This window comes from Dysgonomonas termitidis, from assembly GCF_054657735.1.
The window spans coordinates 1,094,032-1,113,300 of sequence record NZ_BAAHYD010000002.1 but is presented as its reverse complement, the minus strand read 5'-3'; the positions used below and the strand labels follow the sequence as shown (position 1 = coordinate 1,113,300).

At 41.7% G+C, this 19,269-nt stretch carries 18 protein-coding genes; 12 read left to right on the top strand and 6 right to left on the bottom strand.

The window, feature by feature from the left end; genetic code table 11:
• The first annotated feature begins 84 nt into the window (after positions 1–84).
• The gene (locus ACYQ3L_RS08535) at positions 85–795 is read left to right on the top strand and encodes a tRNA1(Val) (adenine(37)-N6)-methyltransferase (RefSeq protein WP_379996426.1); all 711 of its coding nucleotides are present in this window, start codon (positions 85–87) and stop codon (positions 793–795) included.
• A 26-nt stretch (positions 796–821) separates the two neighbouring features.
• Here the strand turns inward: ACYQ3L_RS08535 and ACYQ3L_RS08530 are convergent, their stop codons facing one another.
• Genes ACYQ3L_RS08530 through panC form a run of 3 tightly spaced genes read right to left on the bottom strand, consistent with a single transcriptional unit; the run spans position 822 to position 3,426 of the window.
• Positions 822–2,147, bottom strand: a complete 1,326-nt coding sequence (locus ACYQ3L_RS08530; RefSeq protein ID WP_379996424.1) for an MATE family efflux transporter — start codon at positions 2,145–2,147, stop codon at positions 822–824.
• A 55-nt stretch (positions 2,148–2,202) separates the two neighbouring features.
• Positions 2,203–2,556, bottom strand: a complete 354-nt coding sequence (panD, locus tag ACYQ3L_RS08525; protein WP_379996422.1) for an aspartate 1-decarboxylase — start codon at positions 2,554–2,556, stop codon at positions 2,203–2,205.
• Positions 2,557–2,574: 18 nt separating this feature from the next.
• Complete coding sequence (gene panC / locus ACYQ3L_RS08520) at positions 2,575–3,426, bottom strand: pantoate--beta-alanine ligase (RefSeq protein WP_379996420.1); 852 nt, start codon at positions 3,424–3,426, stop codon at positions 2,575–2,577.
• Between the two features lie 226 nt (positions 3,427–3,652).
• Between panC and ACYQ3L_RS08515 the strand changes: the two genes are divergently transcribed.
• The 5 genes from ACYQ3L_RS08515 (at position 3,653) to ACYQ3L_RS08495 (ending at position 9,827) form a co-directional block, all read left to right on the top strand.
• Positions 3,653–4,459 (top strand): glycogen/starch synthase, encoded by an 807-nt coding sequence (locus tag ACYQ3L_RS08515; protein WP_379996418.1) that lies wholly within the window; start codon positions 3,653–3,655, stop codon positions 4,457–4,459.
• Between the two features lie 97 nt (positions 4,460–4,556).
• Positions 4,557–5,990: a DUF4270 domain-containing protein gene (locus tag ACYQ3L_RS08510; RefSeq protein ID WP_379996416.1), complete on the top strand. Its 1,434-nt coding sequence runs from the start codon at positions 4,557–4,559 to the stop codon at positions 5,988–5,990.
• A 29-nt stretch (positions 5,991–6,019) separates the two neighbouring features.
• Positions 6,020–6,400, top strand: a complete 381-nt coding sequence (locus ACYQ3L_RS08505; protein ID WP_379996414.1) for a hypothetical protein — start codon at positions 6,020–6,022, stop codon at positions 6,398–6,400.
• Positions 6,401–6,710: 310 nt separating this feature from the next.
• Positions 6,711–8,999, top strand: a complete 2,289-nt coding sequence (locus ACYQ3L_RS08500) for a TonB-dependent receptor (RefSeq protein ID WP_379996412.1) — start codon at positions 6,711–6,713, stop codon at positions 8,997–8,999.
• A 180-nt stretch (positions 9,000–9,179) separates the two neighbouring features.
• Positions 9,180–9,827, top strand: coding sequence for a LysE family translocator (locus ACYQ3L_RS08495; RefSeq protein ID WP_379996410.1), 648 nt, complete (start codon positions 9,180–9,182; stop codon positions 9,825–9,827).
• On the opposite strand, the gene ACYQ3L_RS08490 is transcribed toward ACYQ3L_RS08495, so the two are convergent.
• On the bottom strand, positions 9,824–11,209 hold the full coding sequence (locus ACYQ3L_RS08490) for a DUF3329 domain-containing protein (protein ID WP_379996408.1): 1,386 nt from the start codon (positions 11,207–11,209) through the stop codon (positions 9,824–9,826). The genes ACYQ3L_RS08495 and ACYQ3L_RS08490 overlap by 4 nt on opposite strands.
• A gap of 202 nt (positions 11,210–11,411) precedes the next feature.
• On the opposite strand from ACYQ3L_RS08490, the gene ACYQ3L_RS08485 reads away from it, so the two are divergent.
• A complete protein-coding gene (locus ACYQ3L_RS08485) occupies positions 11,412–12,392 on the top strand; it encodes a Gfo/Idh/MocA family protein (protein ID WP_379996406.1) in 981 nt (326 codons plus the stop codon).
• Positions 12,393–12,418: 26 nt separating this feature from the next.
• Here the strand turns inward: ACYQ3L_RS08485 and ACYQ3L_RS08480 are convergent, their stop codons facing one another.
• Both ACYQ3L_RS08480 and ACYQ3L_RS08475 read right to left on the bottom strand, forming a co-directional pair.
• Positions 12,419–13,600: an MFS transporter gene (locus ACYQ3L_RS08480; RefSeq protein WP_379996404.1), complete on the bottom strand. Its 1,182-nt coding sequence runs from the start codon at positions 13,598–13,600 to the stop codon at positions 12,419–12,421.
• A gap of 12 nt (positions 13,601–13,612) precedes the next feature.
• A complete protein-coding gene (locus tag ACYQ3L_RS08475) occupies positions 13,613–15,490 on the bottom strand; it encodes an ABC-F family ATP-binding cassette domain-containing protein (RefSeq protein WP_379996401.1) in 1,878 nt (625 codons plus the stop codon).
• Positions 15,491–16,038: 548 nt separating this feature from the next.
• On the opposite strand from ACYQ3L_RS08475, the gene radC reads away from it, so the two are divergent.
• The 5 genes from radC (at position 16,039) to ACYQ3L_RS08450 (ending at position 19,229) form a co-directional block, all read left to right on the top strand.
• Positions 16,039–16,737 (top strand): RadC family protein, encoded by a 699-nt coding sequence (gene radC, locus ACYQ3L_RS08470; RefSeq protein ID WP_379996399.1) that lies wholly within the window; start codon positions 16,039–16,041, stop codon positions 16,735–16,737.
• Between the two features lie 223 nt (positions 16,738–16,960).
• The gene (locus ACYQ3L_RS08465) at positions 16,961–17,275 is read left to right on the top strand and encodes a metal-sulfur cluster assembly factor (RefSeq protein ID WP_379996397.1); all 315 of its coding nucleotides are present in this window, start codon (positions 16,961–16,963) and stop codon (positions 17,273–17,275) included.
• A gap of 10 nt (positions 17,276–17,285) precedes the next feature.
• The gene (locus tag ACYQ3L_RS08460) at positions 17,286–18,107 is read left to right on the top strand and encodes a UDP-2,3-diacylglucosamine diphosphatase (RefSeq protein WP_379996394.1); all 822 of its coding nucleotides are present in this window, start codon (positions 17,286–17,288) and stop codon (positions 18,105–18,107) included.
• A gap of 85 nt (positions 18,108–18,192) precedes the next feature.
• Positions 18,193–18,540 (top strand): CidA/LrgA family protein, encoded by a 348-nt coding sequence (locus ACYQ3L_RS08455; protein WP_379996392.1) that lies wholly within the window; start codon positions 18,193–18,195, stop codon positions 18,538–18,540.
• Complete coding sequence (locus ACYQ3L_RS08450; protein ID WP_379996390.1) at positions 18,537–19,229, top strand: LrgB family protein; 693 nt, start codon at positions 18,537–18,539, stop codon at positions 19,227–19,229. The genes ACYQ3L_RS08455 and ACYQ3L_RS08450 overlap by 4 nt, the downstream gene beginning before the upstream one ends.
• Positions 19,230–19,269: the final 40 nt, after the last annotated feature.

Below are 19,269 nucleotides of genomic sequence, written 5' to 3'. Positions count from 1 at the left end.
ATAATTAACTTTGTTTTAATATATAACAAAATTTGTGCCATAATAGATTTCAGAATTGACATTTCAGAATAAAACAGACAAAACATGCCGAATCCCTATTTCAAGTTTAAACAGTTCACCATATACCATAACCTTTGTGCTATGAAAGTGGGTACTGATGGGGTATTATTGGGGGCATGGACAAATATTCCTGAAGCAAAGAAAGCCCTCGACATAGGCACGGGCACAGGCCTGATAGCCCTGATGCTTGCCCAAAGGGACAACAAGCTATGCATAAATGCTATCGATATAGACAGTAATGCAATAGAGCAGGCAAAAGAAAATATCAGGCAGTCACCTTTTTTTTCACAAATACATATACTCGGATCATCGTTACAGGACTTCAGGTTATGCGGCCAGCAATATGACTTAATCGTTTCCAATCCTCCGTTTTTCATCCAATCATTAAAATCGCCGCATGATGGACGAACATTGGCCCGTCATACAGACAGTTTATCGTCGGACGAATTATTAGAAATTTCAGCAGCCTTATTAACGGACAATGGTAAACTTTCTATTATATATCCATTCGGACATAAGGAAACATTATTCTCTTTATCAAAAAAACACAACTTATACCCATCCCGTGTCACCAACGTATATCCGACTCCGGTATCCTTGCCTAAGCGGGTACTGATCGAATTTTCAAAAACAGAACTGCCATTAATTGAGACCAATCTGATCATTGAAAAAGATAGGCATGTATATTCTGATGAATTTACCGGATTGGTTAAGAATTTTTATCTGAAGATGTAACCTATAATAAGCAGGCTATATATCATTTACACAATCTTATGCTGCCATTTGGCATATCTCAGATACAAGGACGAGAACAATAGCAAGCCACCCCAATATACATACTCCACTGTCCAGCATACTGCCACGGATGCCGATTTGTATATTACTATCCAGTACATATACAGGACGTAGGACACCAAGGTTATTATTTCGAGTTGCAAAGCTGCACGGGTGTTTCCTGTACCTGAAATGGAATTGAATATCACCGTACTCAGACTACAGACAGGCAAAGCAAATACCACTACCAATAATGGCGTTACCGATTCGGATATCAAAGACACATCTTCGTGCGAGGCTATTAATGATATCCAGAATTCAGCCCCAAAACCAGTTACCAGCATCACAATGATAATGACTCCGAGGCTCAGCGAGCAAATCCTCTTTATAAGAGGTATTACATCTTTTATCTTCCCTGCGCCCATCGTATTGCCTACGAGAGTATTGGCCGTGGTCGCAAAAGCATTCATCGGGATAAAGAAAAGCATATAGAAGCTACGGACGATATTTGTGACAGCCAATGCCCGTGAAGAATGCTGTTCAATTGCCATAAAGAATATGAACCATGTAGACATGGATATTAAATACTGGACCATCGTAAAGGATGAAATATTCAGGATACTCTTTACAATAGAGAATCTGAATCGCATTTTCATAAAACCGTATTTCTTGAGATCTACTGTCTTCAGTGTATATATTACAAAGAACAGCACGGATGCTATTTCCGATATCACGGCAGCAATGCCGGCTCCTTCTATTCCAAGTTCGGGGAAGCCAAATTTACCGAATATGAGGACATAGTCTCCTATAAAATTGACCACTGCCATTACTACCGCATTCATTGTCAATACAGGAGTACGGGCTATACCTACATAGAAAGCCCGGAACATGACATTTATGGAAGCAAAGAAAAAACCGTATATACGCCACGAAAGGTAAGAATGTACAGCCTCGTAAACCTTCTCCGATTCCATGAAACGGGGAAGCACATATTCGCTCAGCAGGGAGGAACCTATAAATAGCATCAAAGCAATAAGTTCCAGGAAGATTACTCCCTGAATTACAATACTGCCAATCTTATCATAATTCTTCTCGCCATTGCGGCGGCTAATCATAATCTGGCCTCCGATACTGAATCCGAAACAAAGCGTAAAAAAAGCGATATAATAGATACCGGCCAGTCCGGACGCACTTTGCTCCACCTCACCTACTCTGCCCAGAAAGATAGTAGCGGTAATCTGGACAATATTCTGAGCAAGCAAGCCTAACATAATAGGCAAACTTACCTTCCATATATCTTTGTATGAATACATAATCCGCGCCGATAGCTATTAGCACATAGCTATTAGCATCTTTAAAGTGTCAGTTTTATTTAATCAGCCTGTTAGTTTTTGTATCGGGAAATGCGACCCACGGCTTGAAAGTCTTGGCTTCCTCAAAGTCCATATGCGCGTACGACATGATGATAACAATATCTCCGGGCTGGACTTTCCGGGCCGCCGCCCCATTCAGGCATATAGCGCCCGAACCTCGCAGCCCTTTTATAATATAGGTTTCGATACGTTCCCCGTTATTGTTGTTGACAATCTGCACCTTCTCTCCTTCGATCAGGTTTACGGCATCCATCAGGTCTTCGTCTATCGTGATACTTCCTATATAATTCAAGTTGGCTTCGGTTACCGTAACACGATGTAACTTCGATTTTACAACCTCTACAATCATTTTTTCGTTTCCTTAAATTTAGCTATTCGCCTTGTATATAATATTATCTATCAATCGTACTTCGCCACAGAATATAGCGATGCAACCCACTATATAATCGCTATCCTTCCAATCTGCCACCGACTGTAAAGTATAGCCATCCACAATTTCGTAATATTCAACTTTCAGTTCGGCAAAAGAGTCCAGTACAGCTATCACCTCCTTTATCACCTTCTCTACAGAACTATTCTTCATCCACTCCTTACTTTCCGCAAGAATCCTGGATATATTTACCGCAACTTCTTTCTGAGCAGCGGTCAGTCGCTCGTTGCGGCTGCTTAGAGCCAACCCGCCGGGCTCCCTTACAATAGGCATCGGGACGATACCGACATTTAGCTTCAGCTGTTTCACCATCTCGCGTATAATTGCCAGTTGCTGAAAATCTTTTTCCCCGAAATATGCCCTGTCAGGCTTCACTATATCAAACAGGCGGCTTACCACCTGGGCAACTCCATTAAAATGGCCCGGACGATGCTCGCCTTCCATTACCTTATCTATCTGCCCGAAATCGAATTGCCGCGTATCCGGTTGCGGATAAATCTCATCCACAGAAGGAGCAAAAACCACGCCAACCCCTGCCGATTCCATATATTCACAGTCCCGTTCCAGATTTCTCGGATATTTTTGCAGGTCTTCCTTATTATTAAACTGGGTAGGGTTTACAAAGATGCTCACAATGCAAACATCGTTATCGGCAATACATTGTTTGACAAGAGAAAGATGCCCCTCGTGCAAAGCCCCCATAGTGGGAACAAAACCAATCGTTTTACCTTCCGAACGCAGGGCTGTAACTTTGTCACACACTCCCTGAGTTGTTTTAATCAAATCCATTTATCCACATCAATAAAAAACGGATACAAAGCAAGTAAATATTTATGGATTGGCGAAACAATCCAGGTTTTTTGTTCGGTAATTTAACGTATAAAATTGCTCAAAAGACTACTCATCCCTCGTAAAAAGAGAGAATTCAACATTTTGTGAAGCAAAGTTTGCAAAAAAGAAGTTTTTTTTTTATTATCTTTGTACTCTCAATCGAATTCAGAAGAGAGTAAATTAAATGGGTACAAAAAAAGTTTTATACATCACACAGGAGATAACGCCTTATCTGCCTGATTCACCAATTGCGACAAATTGTAGATACTTACCTCAAGCTATACAAGAAAAAGGCCAGGAAATCAGAACATTCATGCCCAAATTCGGAAGCATAAATGAAAGGCGGAACCAACTTCACGAAGTGATACGGCTTTCGGGTATGAATCTAATCATCGATGATACCGATCACCCCCTGATTATCAAAGTGGCATCTATACAGGCTGCCCGGATGCAAATCTATTTTATAGATAACGACGACTACTTTAAGCGTAAGCATACAATAGCTGACGATAAGAATGTGGAGTTCACCGATAATGATGAACGCAGCATATTTTATGTAAGAGGCGTATTGGAAACAATAAAAAAACTGCGTTGGATACCTGATGTGATAGATTGCCACGGATGGATGACCGCACTGACCGGCTTATACATAAAAACAGCATACGCTGACGATCCTTGTTTTAAAAACTCGAAAATTGTATATTCTTTATACAATGACGACTTTAAGCAACCGTTCAGCGATAAATTTATCGACAAACTAAAATTTGACGGAATAAAGGACAAAGATGTTGACACACTAAAAGGTGTTGTCGATTACGAAACACTTTCTAACTTTGCCGTGAAATATGCAGATGGCGTTATACAAAGTGAAGAGAATGTGAATAATAACATCCTTGACAACGTTAATAAATCAGGAAAAAAATTCCTGTCTTACCCTGGTAATTTAGACGTTTCCGTAGATGCCATCAATAATTTTTACGAGAATCTTTAAAGTATCTAAAATAAATACAGAAAATTGCTGTTTTATTTCTTGAGAATAGCATTTTTTTTGATATTTGAACCCCAAATTGAATTTAACAATAGTTTGAATGAAAATTAAGACATTATTGATTCTGGCGATCACTCTTTCCACGATAACATTTGTGGCTTGTGATGATGACCTAACCTCCCTCGGTAGCAGTATACAACCTGGCGGTGACGATATATTCGTAGGATCCGACACACTTAACCTCACAGCTGTAACCCGTTCATTTAACGATTCTGTATATGCGCGCACTGTTTATGGTCTACTCGGAGAGTACACCGATCCTGTATTCGGCAAGATAAAATCCGACTACTTATGCGAGTTCTACTGTGCAGAAAATTCAGCTTTCGCAGATCCGTATAAAATGGGAATAACCATTGATTCTGTCAGGCTGAATACGGAGTTTACATATTATACAGGAGATACCGTATCACCTATGGGGCTATCCGTATATGAGGTCACAAAACCTCTGAAGGCTTTCTTCTTTACAAGCGTAAATCCTGAAAATTACTGCGATATGCAAAAGTTGCTGGGGCAAAGTATCTTCTCGATACAGGATGTTCCCGACACAGTCATCAGCAGCACCAGAATCAGGACTATTTCAACCAATCTCAATTTAGAACTGGGTCTCCGTTTTTATAACGAGTGGAAAAATTCGGACGGAGCTACTTTCAAAAACTCCAATGCCCTGAAAGAATTCTTCAAAGGCGTATATGTAACCACTAACTTCGGTTCGGGCAGCATTATCAATGTAGACTATACAGAATTCGATATCTACTATACATATACATACCAAAAAGGAGATGCCTCGGAAAACACCGTTGACAGAGATACTCTGGGTGTATTCCGTTTACCTGTGACACCTGAGGTTATACAGTTGAACCATGTCAAAAATTCGCCTCCGGCTGATATGGATATCCTCGACAAGAAATTGGAAAAGCCTATCAACAACGAATGGCCTACCAAAACATATATGAGTACTCCTGCGGGACTATATACAGAAGTGACCATTCCATTGGATGCTATAGTGAATGCCGCGGTAGCTGGTGCAGGTAAAGATGCGGTTATCAATGCCGCTAACTTTAAAATACTGGGAAATACGGAAATGGAAGCAGGATCGGGTCTGAGCAGACCTTCGGATGTCCTGTTTATAAACAGAGACTCGTTACCGAATTTCTTCTTTAACAGAAAATTACACGATGCGCAAACCAGCTTTATAACGACCCGTTCCTCCAGCAACAATTCATATGACTTTGGAAATCTGGCAAGTGTCATCAATCACTATGCAAAATATTACAAGGAGAAAGGGGTATCGCCTCTTCCCGACTTGAAATATCTTATTATTCCGGTATCAGCTGCATATACGCAAACGACAAACTCGAGCGGATATACTGTCAATGTGATAACGGATCTGTACAATCAGATGTTTCCTACATCGGCCATATTAAGAACAGAACCGAAGAATATGAAAATGTCTATTATATACAGTAAATACTAATAGTACGAAACAGATAACATAATATAACCGTGTCTGCAAAACAGATAAGAAATACAGCTAAAGTACTGCTCTTATTATATATAGGATACTTTAGCTGTGTTTCTTATTTTATTCATACACACGTCTATAACGGGGTTATATATGTCCATTCCCACCCCTATAATAAGTTTGCAAAAGATGCAGACGACAGCCAGACACCACCTTTCGAAACCCATCATCATACATCGGCGGGCTTCTTTACTTTCAATCAGTTATCAAACCTTGCTTCATTCGAAGCATTGGAGAATAATAATATAGGCGAAATAATCCAGCCTGTACAAATTGTTACATATAAACAACTCTCTCCACAAATAGTTACACCTCCTGTTGTAGCTTACTTCAGCCTCAGGGCGCCACCTAGATTATCGTAATTCTTAATAACAATATTTTTTCGATTCAAGAAATATAATTTAGGATTGATACACTTCTGTATTCAATCCCAATCTTGTATAAACATACGGTCGATCTATTCTCGATAAAATTTCGGAAAAGATTGAAATAGAGGTGTAAACAATGACTGTTTACCCCGAAATAACCTAAGGCTACAGACCTATCTATTTCAAATACAATAAGTAGCTAGCTTAAAAAATGTATTATCAACACTATCTTTCACTTATATCGATAACCTGTAGCGGCATTTTTTATTCATGCAGCCGGATTATCGACTCTAAATAATTCAATATGAAAAAGATTATACTCTTATCATTCTATATATTTTGTGTTATTGGGCTCTTAGCTCAGCAAACAAGCAGATCATCTCTCAAAGGCCATGTACTGGACGGGCAGACAGATGAACATTTACCGGGTGTAACAATCTCAATAGAAGGCACCCAAATGACTACGGTAACAGACGAATCGGGACATTTTGCCTTAGAAAATATTCCGGCAGGAACGTACATCATAGTGACACAATATATTGGATATTCATCTCTGAAGCAAGAAGTCACAATAGAGAGGAACACTACCAAAAACGTTTCCCTTTATATAGAACCCGAAAACCAGTTGCTCGGCGAAGTAATGGTTACAGCTTCTGCCCGGAGTCTCAACAGGCAAATGTCGCCCATAGTTGTAAACCAGCTGACGGCCAAGACATTTGAGGCTACCAATTCCAATTCTCTTTCGCAAGGGCTGAACTATATGCCGGGACTGAGAGTAGAAACAAACTGTCAGAATTGCGGAACACAGGAAGTACGGATTAACGGACTGGAGGGACAATATTCTCAGATCTTAATCGACGGACAACCTGTATTCAGCTCATTATCTACAATGTACGGGTTGGAACAATTACCGGCCAATATGATAGAGCAGGTCGAAGTCGTGCGTGGGGGAGGATCTGTGCTATATGGAGCTAATGCGATCGGCGGAGTTATAAATATTATAACAAAAGAGCCCGAAAAGAACTCTTATCAGGCAAAATATAATATGTCTCTCATCGATGGCAAATCGGCGGATAATATCCTATCCCTCAATTCGTCTTTTGTAGACCGCTCCAAGAAATCAGGTATATCCCTGTTTGCAAATATGCGTAACCGTAATCCTTGGGACGCTAATGGGGACGGATTTTCGGAAATAGGGAAAAACAGGGCTTCTTCTATCGGTTTCCGATCTTTCTCCAAACCAACCTTACATGATAAGTTTACACTGGAGTATCATTATATTTCTGAATACCGTCGCGGCGGGGACAATATGAGCCGTCCGCCACACGAAGCACTGATTGCCGAAACAACTGATTACAGGATACATTCGGGTAGTGCCGGATACACCCATTCAAGCGATGACAACAAAAAGAAGCTTACTATCAACCTGTCTGCTCAAAAGACCGGACGGGATAGCTACTATGGGGGAGGATACGACCCTGATGGATATGGAAATACATCGGAACTGGCATTGACAGGAACAGTCCGTTATGAAATAAATATGGACAGATTCCTTTTTATGCCGGCCAAGTTCACAGCCGGATTCACTCAGGAATATACAAACCTCCATGATACGATTCACAGCCGCACTGTGAAGCAAATAAAGAACATAAGCAGCCTGTATGTCCAGAATGAATGGAGGGACGACAACCTTACTTTCATTGTCGGCCTGCGGGGAGATAAACACAATAAGCTGGACAATGTCAACATTATTCCCAGAAGCAGTATCCGTTACCGCATTGGAGAAAATACCAATCTGAGAGCAGCGTATTCGATGGGGTACCGTGCCCCTGAGATCATTGCCTCGGATCTGGATATACCCGTTATAGGAGGTAGTGCAACCATTACCCAACTGGGAGAAAACCTGAAAAGGGAATATTCGAACTCCGTAAACGGGGGGATTGATTTCAGCCTCTACAACGAAAAGGTATATTCCTATTTTCTTCTGGAAGGATTTTATACCAAAATAAACAGGGTCTTCATTGTTGAAGAGACCGGAACAGATGCCGCAGGAAATACAATAATGACCCGTCGGAACGGTGATGGAGCATATGTATACGGATTGAATCTGGAGACCACCATACAACCTGTAAACTGGCTCGAGTTGCAAGGGGGCTTTACCTGGCAGAAAAGCCGGTATACGGAACCTGTAAGCTGGTCGGGAGAAGATTATGTAGCCCCTGTAAAAAGGATGCTACGTTCGCCCGACACATACGGATTCGTTTCTGCTACAGCGACTCCGAAAAAAAGTTATGCCGTATCCCTGTCAGGAGTATATACAGGCTCTATGCTCACACCCCACTTTGCCGGAGCAGAGGGTGTAACAAGGGATGAAACCGTAAAAACAAAGAGTTTCTTCGATACAACAATCAAATTATCTTACTTCTTCAATATTAGCTCAACAAATAAAATAGAGATTAACGGGGGGATACAGAACATGTTTAACCAGATACAGAAAGATTATGACAGAGGCCCTGACCGGGACTCGGAATATATCTACGGGCCGTCACAGCCCCGCACATTCTTTATCGGGCTGAAAATTAGTTCCCTATAATTAACATTAGCAAGCCGTTAAGCATTTTTAATCTAACGGCTCGCTTGCTTTTAGCCATTTATGTGATATTTTCTAAGATTTTGATACTATCTTTGTGCTGTAGCGCAGTCAGATCGGCGGATAATATAGCTTTTGTACATTACTTTACAAGGGCGAAACGTCTGACATAAAAGGTAATTAATGGTATATATCATTATAAAAGGTTTGTTTATCGGATTCTTATCTTCAGCTCCAATGGGGCCTGTGGGTATGCTTTGCATACAGCGCACCCTGAATGAAGGCAGAAAAAACGGTTTAATAACGGGTATAGGCGCTGTGGTAGGCGATATGCTGATAGCGTTGTTAGCCATTGTTGCCGCTCTGGGACTGGGTTTCAGCACGGAATTTATCCAACAGCACGAAGGTCCGCTCAAAGTCGTGGGTAGTATTGTCCTCATCGTTTTCGGATATATCGTATTTAACAAAAACCCCTCGAAAAGCCTCACAAAACTAAAAGAGAAGTCGGTCTCTACCTGGACAGTGTTCATTTCTTCTCTTATCCTTACCGTTTCCAATATTGCCACCTTATTCCTTTATATAGCACTCTTTGCCCGGTTCAATGTTATTGATGCCGATAAACCTTTCGGTTACGACCTCATAACGATTCTGTTTATCGGGATAGGAGCATTTCTGTGGTGGTTGCTGGTAACCTACTTTGTGAATAAACTGCGTAGCCGGTTCAACCCGAGAGGATTACAGATATTTAACCGGATAATAGGACTGTTACTTATCGGATTAGGAGTTGCCGGTATCATTACCGGAACACTGATGGGTATAGATTTCTTCTAATCACGCCCTTTCAGCCTGATCTTTATTCCATAGTGGCGAGTCATCAACTCTTCTGAAAACGGATCTTCTCCATGTATATATGCACTACCTTCATATCTTTCGAATTCGCAGGAAGCGACACCTTTCCGTTTGGCCTCTTCTATCTTTATTTCCCTTTCTTCCATTATATTCCTGAAGGTATTAATATCTTTTGCCGCCAGATAGAACGTGAAAAAAAAGCTGATGGTTCCTATTGTTATGACCGACAAGCGTAACTGACGCAGGAGTTTCTGACTGAAATCGAGGTTGTAATATAAAATCCCCGCCCCGACAATAAGAAAAGTGACAACACCGAACAATGCCCTGCGGGGAAAAGTAGGTGAAAACAACATCGCATACACTGCAGCGATAGCGGCTATGGAATAGATAATACTCAGTTTCAATTTATCGTTTCTCCCCCCTCCGGGAAAACGGTAGTATAATATATATATTACCAGACAACTCAAGATCAATGTGCCTGAATAAAAAAAGAATGTAAGTGTACAATTGAATAGCCTGTAGGCAATGACCGAGAAGCCAAATGCAGACTCCCCTGCCCTCTCAAAATTACCGGGAGCCAGAATCAAAATCGCATAGCCTATGATACCACCCAGCAACCCCGAAACAGCCCATACCGGTATTTTCCATTTATGCGACCTGTAATAGATAAAGAAAAAGGCTATAATAAGGACCATCGCGCCTGCTGTATTCTCGTTGGTCCATCCGGCGATAATACCGGAAAGAAAAAGCCCTGCCGATACCAGTATCTTCCCTGCGACATTTAATTCGCCCCCTTTATAAAAACGGTATGGAAGCAGAAATAAAAGAATAAGGAACGTACACCATAGATAATTAGCCGAACCCGTAAGCCATAATACCGTATCTCCAAATACAGGTTGCATAAACCAGATGGCTAAGTTGATGAATATGAACAGGGATAAACTCGCCTTGTTTCGTCCTGTAACATGAAAATAGATAAGAAGAGCGTAGCCCAGATACACCAATGTGTTCAATACATCGGCAAAATAAGCAGGCAATAATAGCAGTGCCTGCGCTATAAAATGCGCTACGCTGCGTCCTCCCCACTGATAATAGTGATTAATCTGGGACTGGACAATATCTCCTATAGACGCGACACGTATGTTTTCTCCATAGATAAACAGATAGGCAAAATCATCGGATATAAGCGGGGTAAGTATATTCAGAAAGAGTAAAGCAGAAAGGCAGAAAAGAACTGTCAGAGTCCACAGGAATGACTTTTTCAGCTTGCTATCGCCTATCCTGTCAATTACACGCTCTGTCCTGGTATATATATCCTTTAGTGAAGAAAGAGCACGTTCAAATGTATTTGATTGTATATTCATCCGTTATACGTTATATCTATGCAAATGTAGTATAAAAAACAAAAGCTACAAGCTTTACGGTTTGCGTCATTAGCACATTTCCGGATCAGGGTATTGGCAAAGCTGCCAATCTGCCAATTGATTTACTTTCGGATAAAGAAGAATATATCCGGATTATTTCTTAAATTAGGGCTCTGTACTTTCAATAAAAAACCGAAGAATTATGGATAAAATAAAATGGGGAATAATTGGAGCCGGGAATGTATGTGAAAAGAAAAGCGGCCCTGCCTTTTACAAAATAGAACATTCTGAACTTGCTGCCGTAATGCGCCGCGATGAAACCAAAGTAAAAGATTTTGCCGCCCGTCATGGTGTGAGTAAATACTATACGGATGCAGAGCAGTTAATAAATGACGCCGGCGTAAATATGATATATGTGGCCACTCCGCCCGCATCACATAAGGAATACGCCATCAAAGCCCTGAAAGCGGGAAAACCTGTCTATGTGGAAAAACCGATGGCGATGAGCTATGCAGAATGTATGGAAATAGTGGATGCTGCCAAAAATGCGAACCAGAAACTATTCGTAGCTTTCTACCGTCGCGCCCTGCCCTATTTCCTGAAAGTAAAAGAATTGATCGACAATAACAGAATAGGAAAAGTCCTGACTGTTGATGTAAAGTATTTCCGTCCGGCCAGTGAATCCGATATGGATACCCGGAATCAAACATGGCGTGTGAACAGGGAGATCGCAGGAGACGGCTATTTCTTCGATCTGGCCCCGCATACGCTCGACATCCTCGATTTCCTGTTGGGGGAGATAGAAGAAGCTAAAGGATATGCACAGAATCTCGGAGGTTATTATTCCGTTTCGGACACTATATCTGCGATTATGCAGTTCAAATCAGGAGTCACAGGCACAGGACAATGGTGTTTCGTTTCATCCGGACATGCCCGGCAGGATACAATCATTATCAACGGTACTGATGGATTTATCCGTTTCAACACATTCGACTTCCGTCCTATTTGCCTGACCACGGCAAAAGGAACCGAACTGTTCGAAACCGAACATCCCGAACATATCCAGCAGCCGCTTATTCAAACCATTGTCGATGAATTGAGGGGTGCAGGAACCTGTCCGTCTACAGGAATATCAGGCGCAAGGACGTCAAGGGTGATGGATATGATAATCAACCCCTCCTAGCCTCCCCAAAGGAGCCGGGTGGCTGGTTATCTTAACCGGTTTCTTTCGAACAAGACCCTTGAGCAGGTCCAGTATATAACGACACTGATAAGACATAAACCGGATGCGACAAGGTATAAGGTCTCGAATGAAAAGAAGCCTGTAATATATCCGCCTAACAACATGCCTATTGCCAACCCGAGATCGAAACCGATAAGATACGTGGAGTTGGCAGTTCCCCGCTGACTGTTTTCGGCAAGGTTTATATACAGGGTCTGCAAAGCCGGAAACATCATCCCGAAACCGACACCGATAAACAGCCCCGATATACAGAATGCATAAATATTGTGTATAGTGGCAAAAGCGAAGAATGCAATAGCCACAATGGCCATTGCCGATACATTCACCTCATGTATTTTACCCCTGTCTACCAGCTTACCCGCGAATACCCGAGATGCGATGATACCGCCCGCCCAGAACAGGAAGAAGATACCGGCATTAAATATCCCGATCTGCTTCCCGTATTGCGCTACAAAAGGGCCTATTGTACCCCAGGCAAAACACGGCAGCAACTGATTGAGAAATACAGGCCAGCCTTTCAGGAGGAAAAAACGGTCCAGCGAAAGTTTTTGGGCTTGTTCTATTTTGGGCCTTTCAGGTGCTTTAATCATCGCAGTGGCCACAATACCCAATGTTCCCATAGCAATGGCGCACCAAAGTAATATCTGAAAGCCCCAGTTATTGTATATATGTATTGCGACGAAAGGCCCTATGGCCATTGCCACATTCATAAAAGTACCATAATAACCTATGCCCTCAGCCCGCCGCTCGGTTGGTACTACGTCTATCGCCAGTGTACTGGACGATACGGTGGAAAGCCCCCATGTAATACCGTGCAGGAAGCGCACAAGGATAAAAAGCATGACTGTTGTAGCCCAGAAGTAACCGAAAAAGATAAGGACATAGCATGAAAAAGCTATTAGGAGAACTTTCTTCCGGGAATACAAATCGACTATATAACCGGAGAATGGACGAACAAACATAAGGGCAATAGCATATGATGCCAGTACGATCCCCGTTTTAGACTGGGCAACTCCCATCTGCTCTGTTATGTAAAGAGGGATAGAGGGCATCAGTAAATTGAATGAACAGGCCATCAGGAAGTTTGCAAGGCAAACATTCAGATAGCTTAACGACCATAGCTTCGGTTTCGCAATTTGGATTTCCATAACACATTAACGTTACAGGAGGTCACTAAGTTCCATCCAGCGCATTGTTTTTTCATCTATCTCATCAATCAATTCGCTGATGCGGTTCGATTTGGATAGCAATTTGTCAGTAGAAAGAGTTCCGCTCGACAATTCGTTTTCAAGTTTCTCTTTTTCCTCTTCCAGTTTCGGAATCAGGACATCAAGTTCTTCAAATTCCCGTTTTTCCTTGAACGACAGCTTTTTTTTATCATCACTCTTCGGTGATACAGCCTGAGGCTTATTTTCTTTTGGCTTCGCGGACAGCTCTTTTTCTTTCTCAATGGTTTCCTGTATCTCTTTCCATTCCCTGTATTCAGTATAATTACCCGGAAAGTCTTTAATCTTCGCGTTCCCCTGAAAAGCAAGCAGATGGTCTACCACTTTATCCATGAAATAACGGTCGTGGGAAACCACTATCACACAGCCTTTAAACTGTTGCAGGTATTCTTCCAATATATTGAGCGTGACGATATCCAGATCATTGGTAGGCTCATCCAATACCAGGAAATTAGGATTGGTTATCAGCACCGTACACAAATACAGGCGGCGTTTCTCTCCTCCCGACAACTTATAGACAAAATTATGCTGCTTTTCGGGCGGAAACAGGAAATGTTGCAGGAATTGGGATGCTGTCAGACGGTTGCCATTACCTAAATCAATAACCTCAGCTATATTTTGTATCACATCCAGCACTTTCATTTGTTCATCGAACTTTAGTCCGTCCTGACTGTAATAACCGAATTTCACCGTCTCGCCGATATCGAAATTTCCTTTATCGGGAGCAACTTCCCCCATCAGCATTTTTATAAAAGTAGATTTCCCTGTCCCGTTATTACCGACAATCCCCAGCTTTTCATAACGGGCAAATACATAATTGAAATCCTCTACAATCTTAATATCGCCAAAAGCCTTATATACATGCTTCGCCTCAAATATCTTGTTACCGATATAGGAGCCTTTCATTTGCAACTGGACGTTTCCGGCATCACGCACCTGTTGTGCTTTTTTCTCCAGATCGTAGAATGCGTCGATTCGCGATTTTGCCTTTGTCCCCCGTGCCTGCGGCTGGCGGCGCATCCATTCGAGTTCCTTGCGCATAAGGTTATTGGCCCGGTCTATCTCCACATTCTGAGCGCTGACCCGTTCATCCCTTTTTTCAAGGTAATAAGAATAATTTCCTTTATATTGGTAGAGCTGCTGCTGGTCTATCTCTATAATCTCGTTGCAAACCCGGTCGAGGAAATAACGGTCATGCGTAACCATCAACAGGCTAAGGCGCGAACGTTGAAGATATTCCTCCAGCCATTCCACCATATCCAGATCGAGGTGGTTGGTAGGCTCATCCAGTATAATAAGGTCAGGTTCGGTAATCAGCACATTGGCAAGGGCTACCCGCTTGAGCTGCCCTCCCGATAATTCTGAAATTTTCTGTTCGAAATCCGTAATCTTGAGTTGTGCCAGAATCTGCTTTGCCCTATGCTCATAGTCCCATGCCTGCAACATATCCATCTTTTGCAGGATATTATCGAGATTGGAATGGTCTTTTGAATTTATCACTTTCTCATATTCCGCAATCAGTTCCGTGATCTCGTTTCCTGAACTAAAACAAGCCTGCAAAACAGTAAGATCGCCAGGATATACAGGGTCCTGCTCCAGATAAGCCACGCGTAAATCGCGACGGAAAACAACCGCGCCGTTATCGTACGATTCCCTTCCGACAAGTATATTGAGTAAAGTAGTTTTGCCCGAACCATTTTTTGCGATCAATCCTATACGTTCTCCTTCAGCTATTCCGAAAGATATTTCACGAAACAGTATAAGGTCGCCAAAGCTTTTTGTTAGTCCGTCTACCTGTAAAAAAGATGCCATAGAAAAATTTTTAGACAAAGGTAAGCAAAAAGAGAGAGTTTGCAGTCCATTATATTTATTCTGTAAAAATCAATTTATTTTAGGGACGTTTATCTATATACCAAAAGCGTTCTTTCTCATTTTTAGATTACTCTGTTACAAAAAAGTCGACGGATTACCAGTAGACGAGATACAAGATACGAGTTGTTAACTGCTGACTGTTTACTGTTCACTGATATATCTGTTACCTTTGTTACCTTTTAACAGTTACGAGTTACTTCGCCCTTCGGGCAGTTACGAGTTACAAGTTGGCTGGCGTTTTGTTTTGTTTCACGCAAAGACGCAAAGGCGCAAAGTTTTACATCTTACGAGTTGTTGACTGATGACTGATGACTGCTAACTGTTAACTGATATTATCTGTTACCTTTGTTACCTTTTGCGCCTTAGCGTCTCTGGATGAAATACTGTTGACTGCTAACTGTTGACTGTTGACTGAAAAAACTGTTACCTTTGTTACTTTTTAACGATATATAGTAAATAAAACACAAACAGACTTTACTTTTTGAACTATGGATAACAAAACAAAACTGAATATCAAAGACTGGGCAGAAGAAGACCGTCCGAGGGAAAAAATGCTTATGAAAGGAGCCGGAGCATTGTCCGACGCCGAATTGCTGGGTATCCTTATTGGTTCGGGAAATAAGAACGAGACTGCGGTCGAACTGGCGCAACGCATCCTCCATAGCGTATCCAATAATCTGAATATATTGGGTAAGCAGGAGATAAAAGACCTCATCAAGAACTTTAACGGTATCGGCGAGGCTAAAGCGATAACCATAGCTGCAGCGATGGAGCTGGGAAAACGCAGGAAACTATCGGAAGTAGTTGTGCAGCCGCAGATAACATCGAGTGAAACAGTCTATCAGATGTTCCATCCTATACTGGCTGACCTGAGGCACGAGGAAGTCTGGGTATTATTATTGAACAGAGCGAATAAGGTATTGAAGAAAATACAGGTTAGCAAAGGAGGTGTTACCGGTACTGTCGCCGATATCCGCATGATAATGAAAGAAGCGATAGATTCTCTTGCTTCGGCTATGGTACTTTGTCATAATCATCCGTCGGGCAACTCTGATCCGAGCGGTGATGATGATAATATTACCCTCCGGCTGAAAGAGGCAGGGCAAATAATGGACGTCAGGCTTCTCGATCATATTATAGTGTGCGACCATTCATATTACAGCTATATGGACAGAGGGAGGATGTAGGACATTGGGTACTCAAAAAACTCACGACTTATAACTCATAACTTGTAACTTAGTATTACCTTTGTGGCACGAAACAATTAGAAGAGAGTATTTAATGACGCGCTTGAAACTATGACAATCAGCCGTCATTATACTTGAATAGTTAATAAAGAGGCTTGCAGCCTTAAAATAGTTATAAACTAATAATATCCGGAATTGTTTATAACAAATATAAATTTGAATTATGAGCGAATTACTAAACTTAGAAGTAAAAATAGTAAACATGTTGAAAACTGTTTACGATCCCGAAATACCTGTCAATGTTTACGATCTCGGCCTTATTTATGAGGTGGAGGTAGATGACGATAATAATGTGACTATCACAATGACGCTGACTGCGCCCAATTGCCCTGCTGCCGACTTTATTCTCGAAGATGTAAGGTATAAGGTAGAATCTATCCGGGAAGTGAATAATGTCATAGTTAATCTGACATTCGAACCCCAGTGGAACAAGGATATGTTGAGCGAGGAAGCCAAACTGGAATTAGGATTTTTATAAACAGGACAGAGTGGGGAAGAAAGTCTATTTCTTATCAGATGTACATTTAGGGTCTGCTTTTCACAAAAAGAATGTGGATAAGCATCAGCAAATGACCCTGCCTTCGGTCAAAGTCGACAATCATTATTTTCCACAACACGAAGTGGAGAGAAAGCTTTGCCGGTGGCTCGATATGGTTAAAGGCGATGCTCAGACAATTTATCTGCTCGGGGATATTTTCGACTATTGGTTCGAATACCGTAATGTAGTACCCCGCGGTTTTGTCCGTTTCCTGGGAAAAATTGCCGAGCTGACAGATATGGATATCGAAGTGCACTTTTTTATCGGCAACCACGACATCTGGGTTACGGACTATCTTTATAAAGAATGTGGGATGATCGTCCATACTCAGCCCTTAGTCAGGGATATTCATGGTAAGAAGTTTTTTCTGGCGCATGGAGACGGATTAGGAGATAACTCCGCATCATTCAAACTTTTGCGAGCTCTTTTCCATAATAAGTTTTGCCGGAAACTTTATGCTGCCATTCATCCCAGATGGACAGTAGGCTTTGCCCAGTGGTGGTCGAATCATAACCGTGAAAATGATGAGATGCCTGATTATTTCGGTGAAGATAAGGAACATCTCGTTCTTTTTGCAAAGAATCATCTGAAGCTTGCTCCCAATATCAATTACTTCATATTCGGACACCGCCATATTATGCTCGACCTTATGCTCTCGATGCAAAGCAGGATTGTAATATTGGGTGACTGGATTAAATACTTCTCCTATGGGGTTTTTGATGGAGAGAATTTCTCACTGGAAATCTTCGAAGAGTCGGAAGAAAGCAGATAGGTTGTAGAAAAAATGAGGACTTATAACTCATAACTTACAACTTAATACTACCTTTGCATCCGAGTTAATTTAGGAGGTTATCATTATGAAAATGGTAAAAGGTATCTTTATCATTCTTATATTCTATTTTCTGGGACAAGGTATCAGTTATGTGATTAATGGATTTGTGCCGGGGAATATTATCGGAATGATCCTATTGTTCTTCAGTCTTTACTTCAAAGCTATCAAACCAGACTATGTGAAGGATGTCGCCAATGCTTTTACCCGCAATATGGCTATATTTTTTATCCCTGCCGGTGCCGGGTTAATCGGCTCTTACGGACTGATTAGCAAATTCTGGATGTCTATCCTTATTATATGTTCGGTAAGTACAGTTTTGGTTATTGCCGTGGTTGCCGTCATTCAACAACAAATGGAGAGGAGAAGAAAATGAAAGCACTATTTGAATCCACAGAATTTATACTCCTGCTCATTTTCGGGAGTTATCTTTTTGGGCAGTGGGTTTTCAAGAAGACAAAGATAGGCTTGTTACACCCGCTCATCATATCGATCGCTATCATTATCGCTTTCCTGAAAATATCCGGTATCAGCTACCAGACTTTCGAACGGGGAAGTGAATTTGTCAGCTTTATGCTAGGCCCTTCGGTCGTAGCTTTGGGATACGTGTTATACGAACAACTGGCTTACCTGAAAGGGAATGTCGTATCCATACTCACATCAGTGTTTATAGGCAGTGTCGTCGGAATTATGAGTGTTATTATACTTGCGAAACTGACAGGTGCAGACCAGATACTTATCCACAGTCTTGAGCCTAAATCAGTAACCACGCCTATTGCCATGAGTATAGCCCAGCAATCGGGCGGAAATGTTTCGCTTACGGCTGTAATAGTAGTAGCTTGTGGTATCTTCGGAAGTATTGTCGGTCCGCCGATATTGCGCCTGCTTGGCATTAAGAGCAGTGTTGCCAGAGGTCTAGCGATGGGAGCATCTGCTCATGGGGTCGGAACTGCCAAAGCGATGGAGATGGGGGTAATAGAAGGAGCTCTCAGTGGACTGGCTATCGGACTAATGGGAGTAATGACGGCCTTACTGATTCCTATCGTACATCAATTGTTTTCATGAGTTGTTTCAACTCTTTTTGTGCTTGCAAAACGTTTCGGGC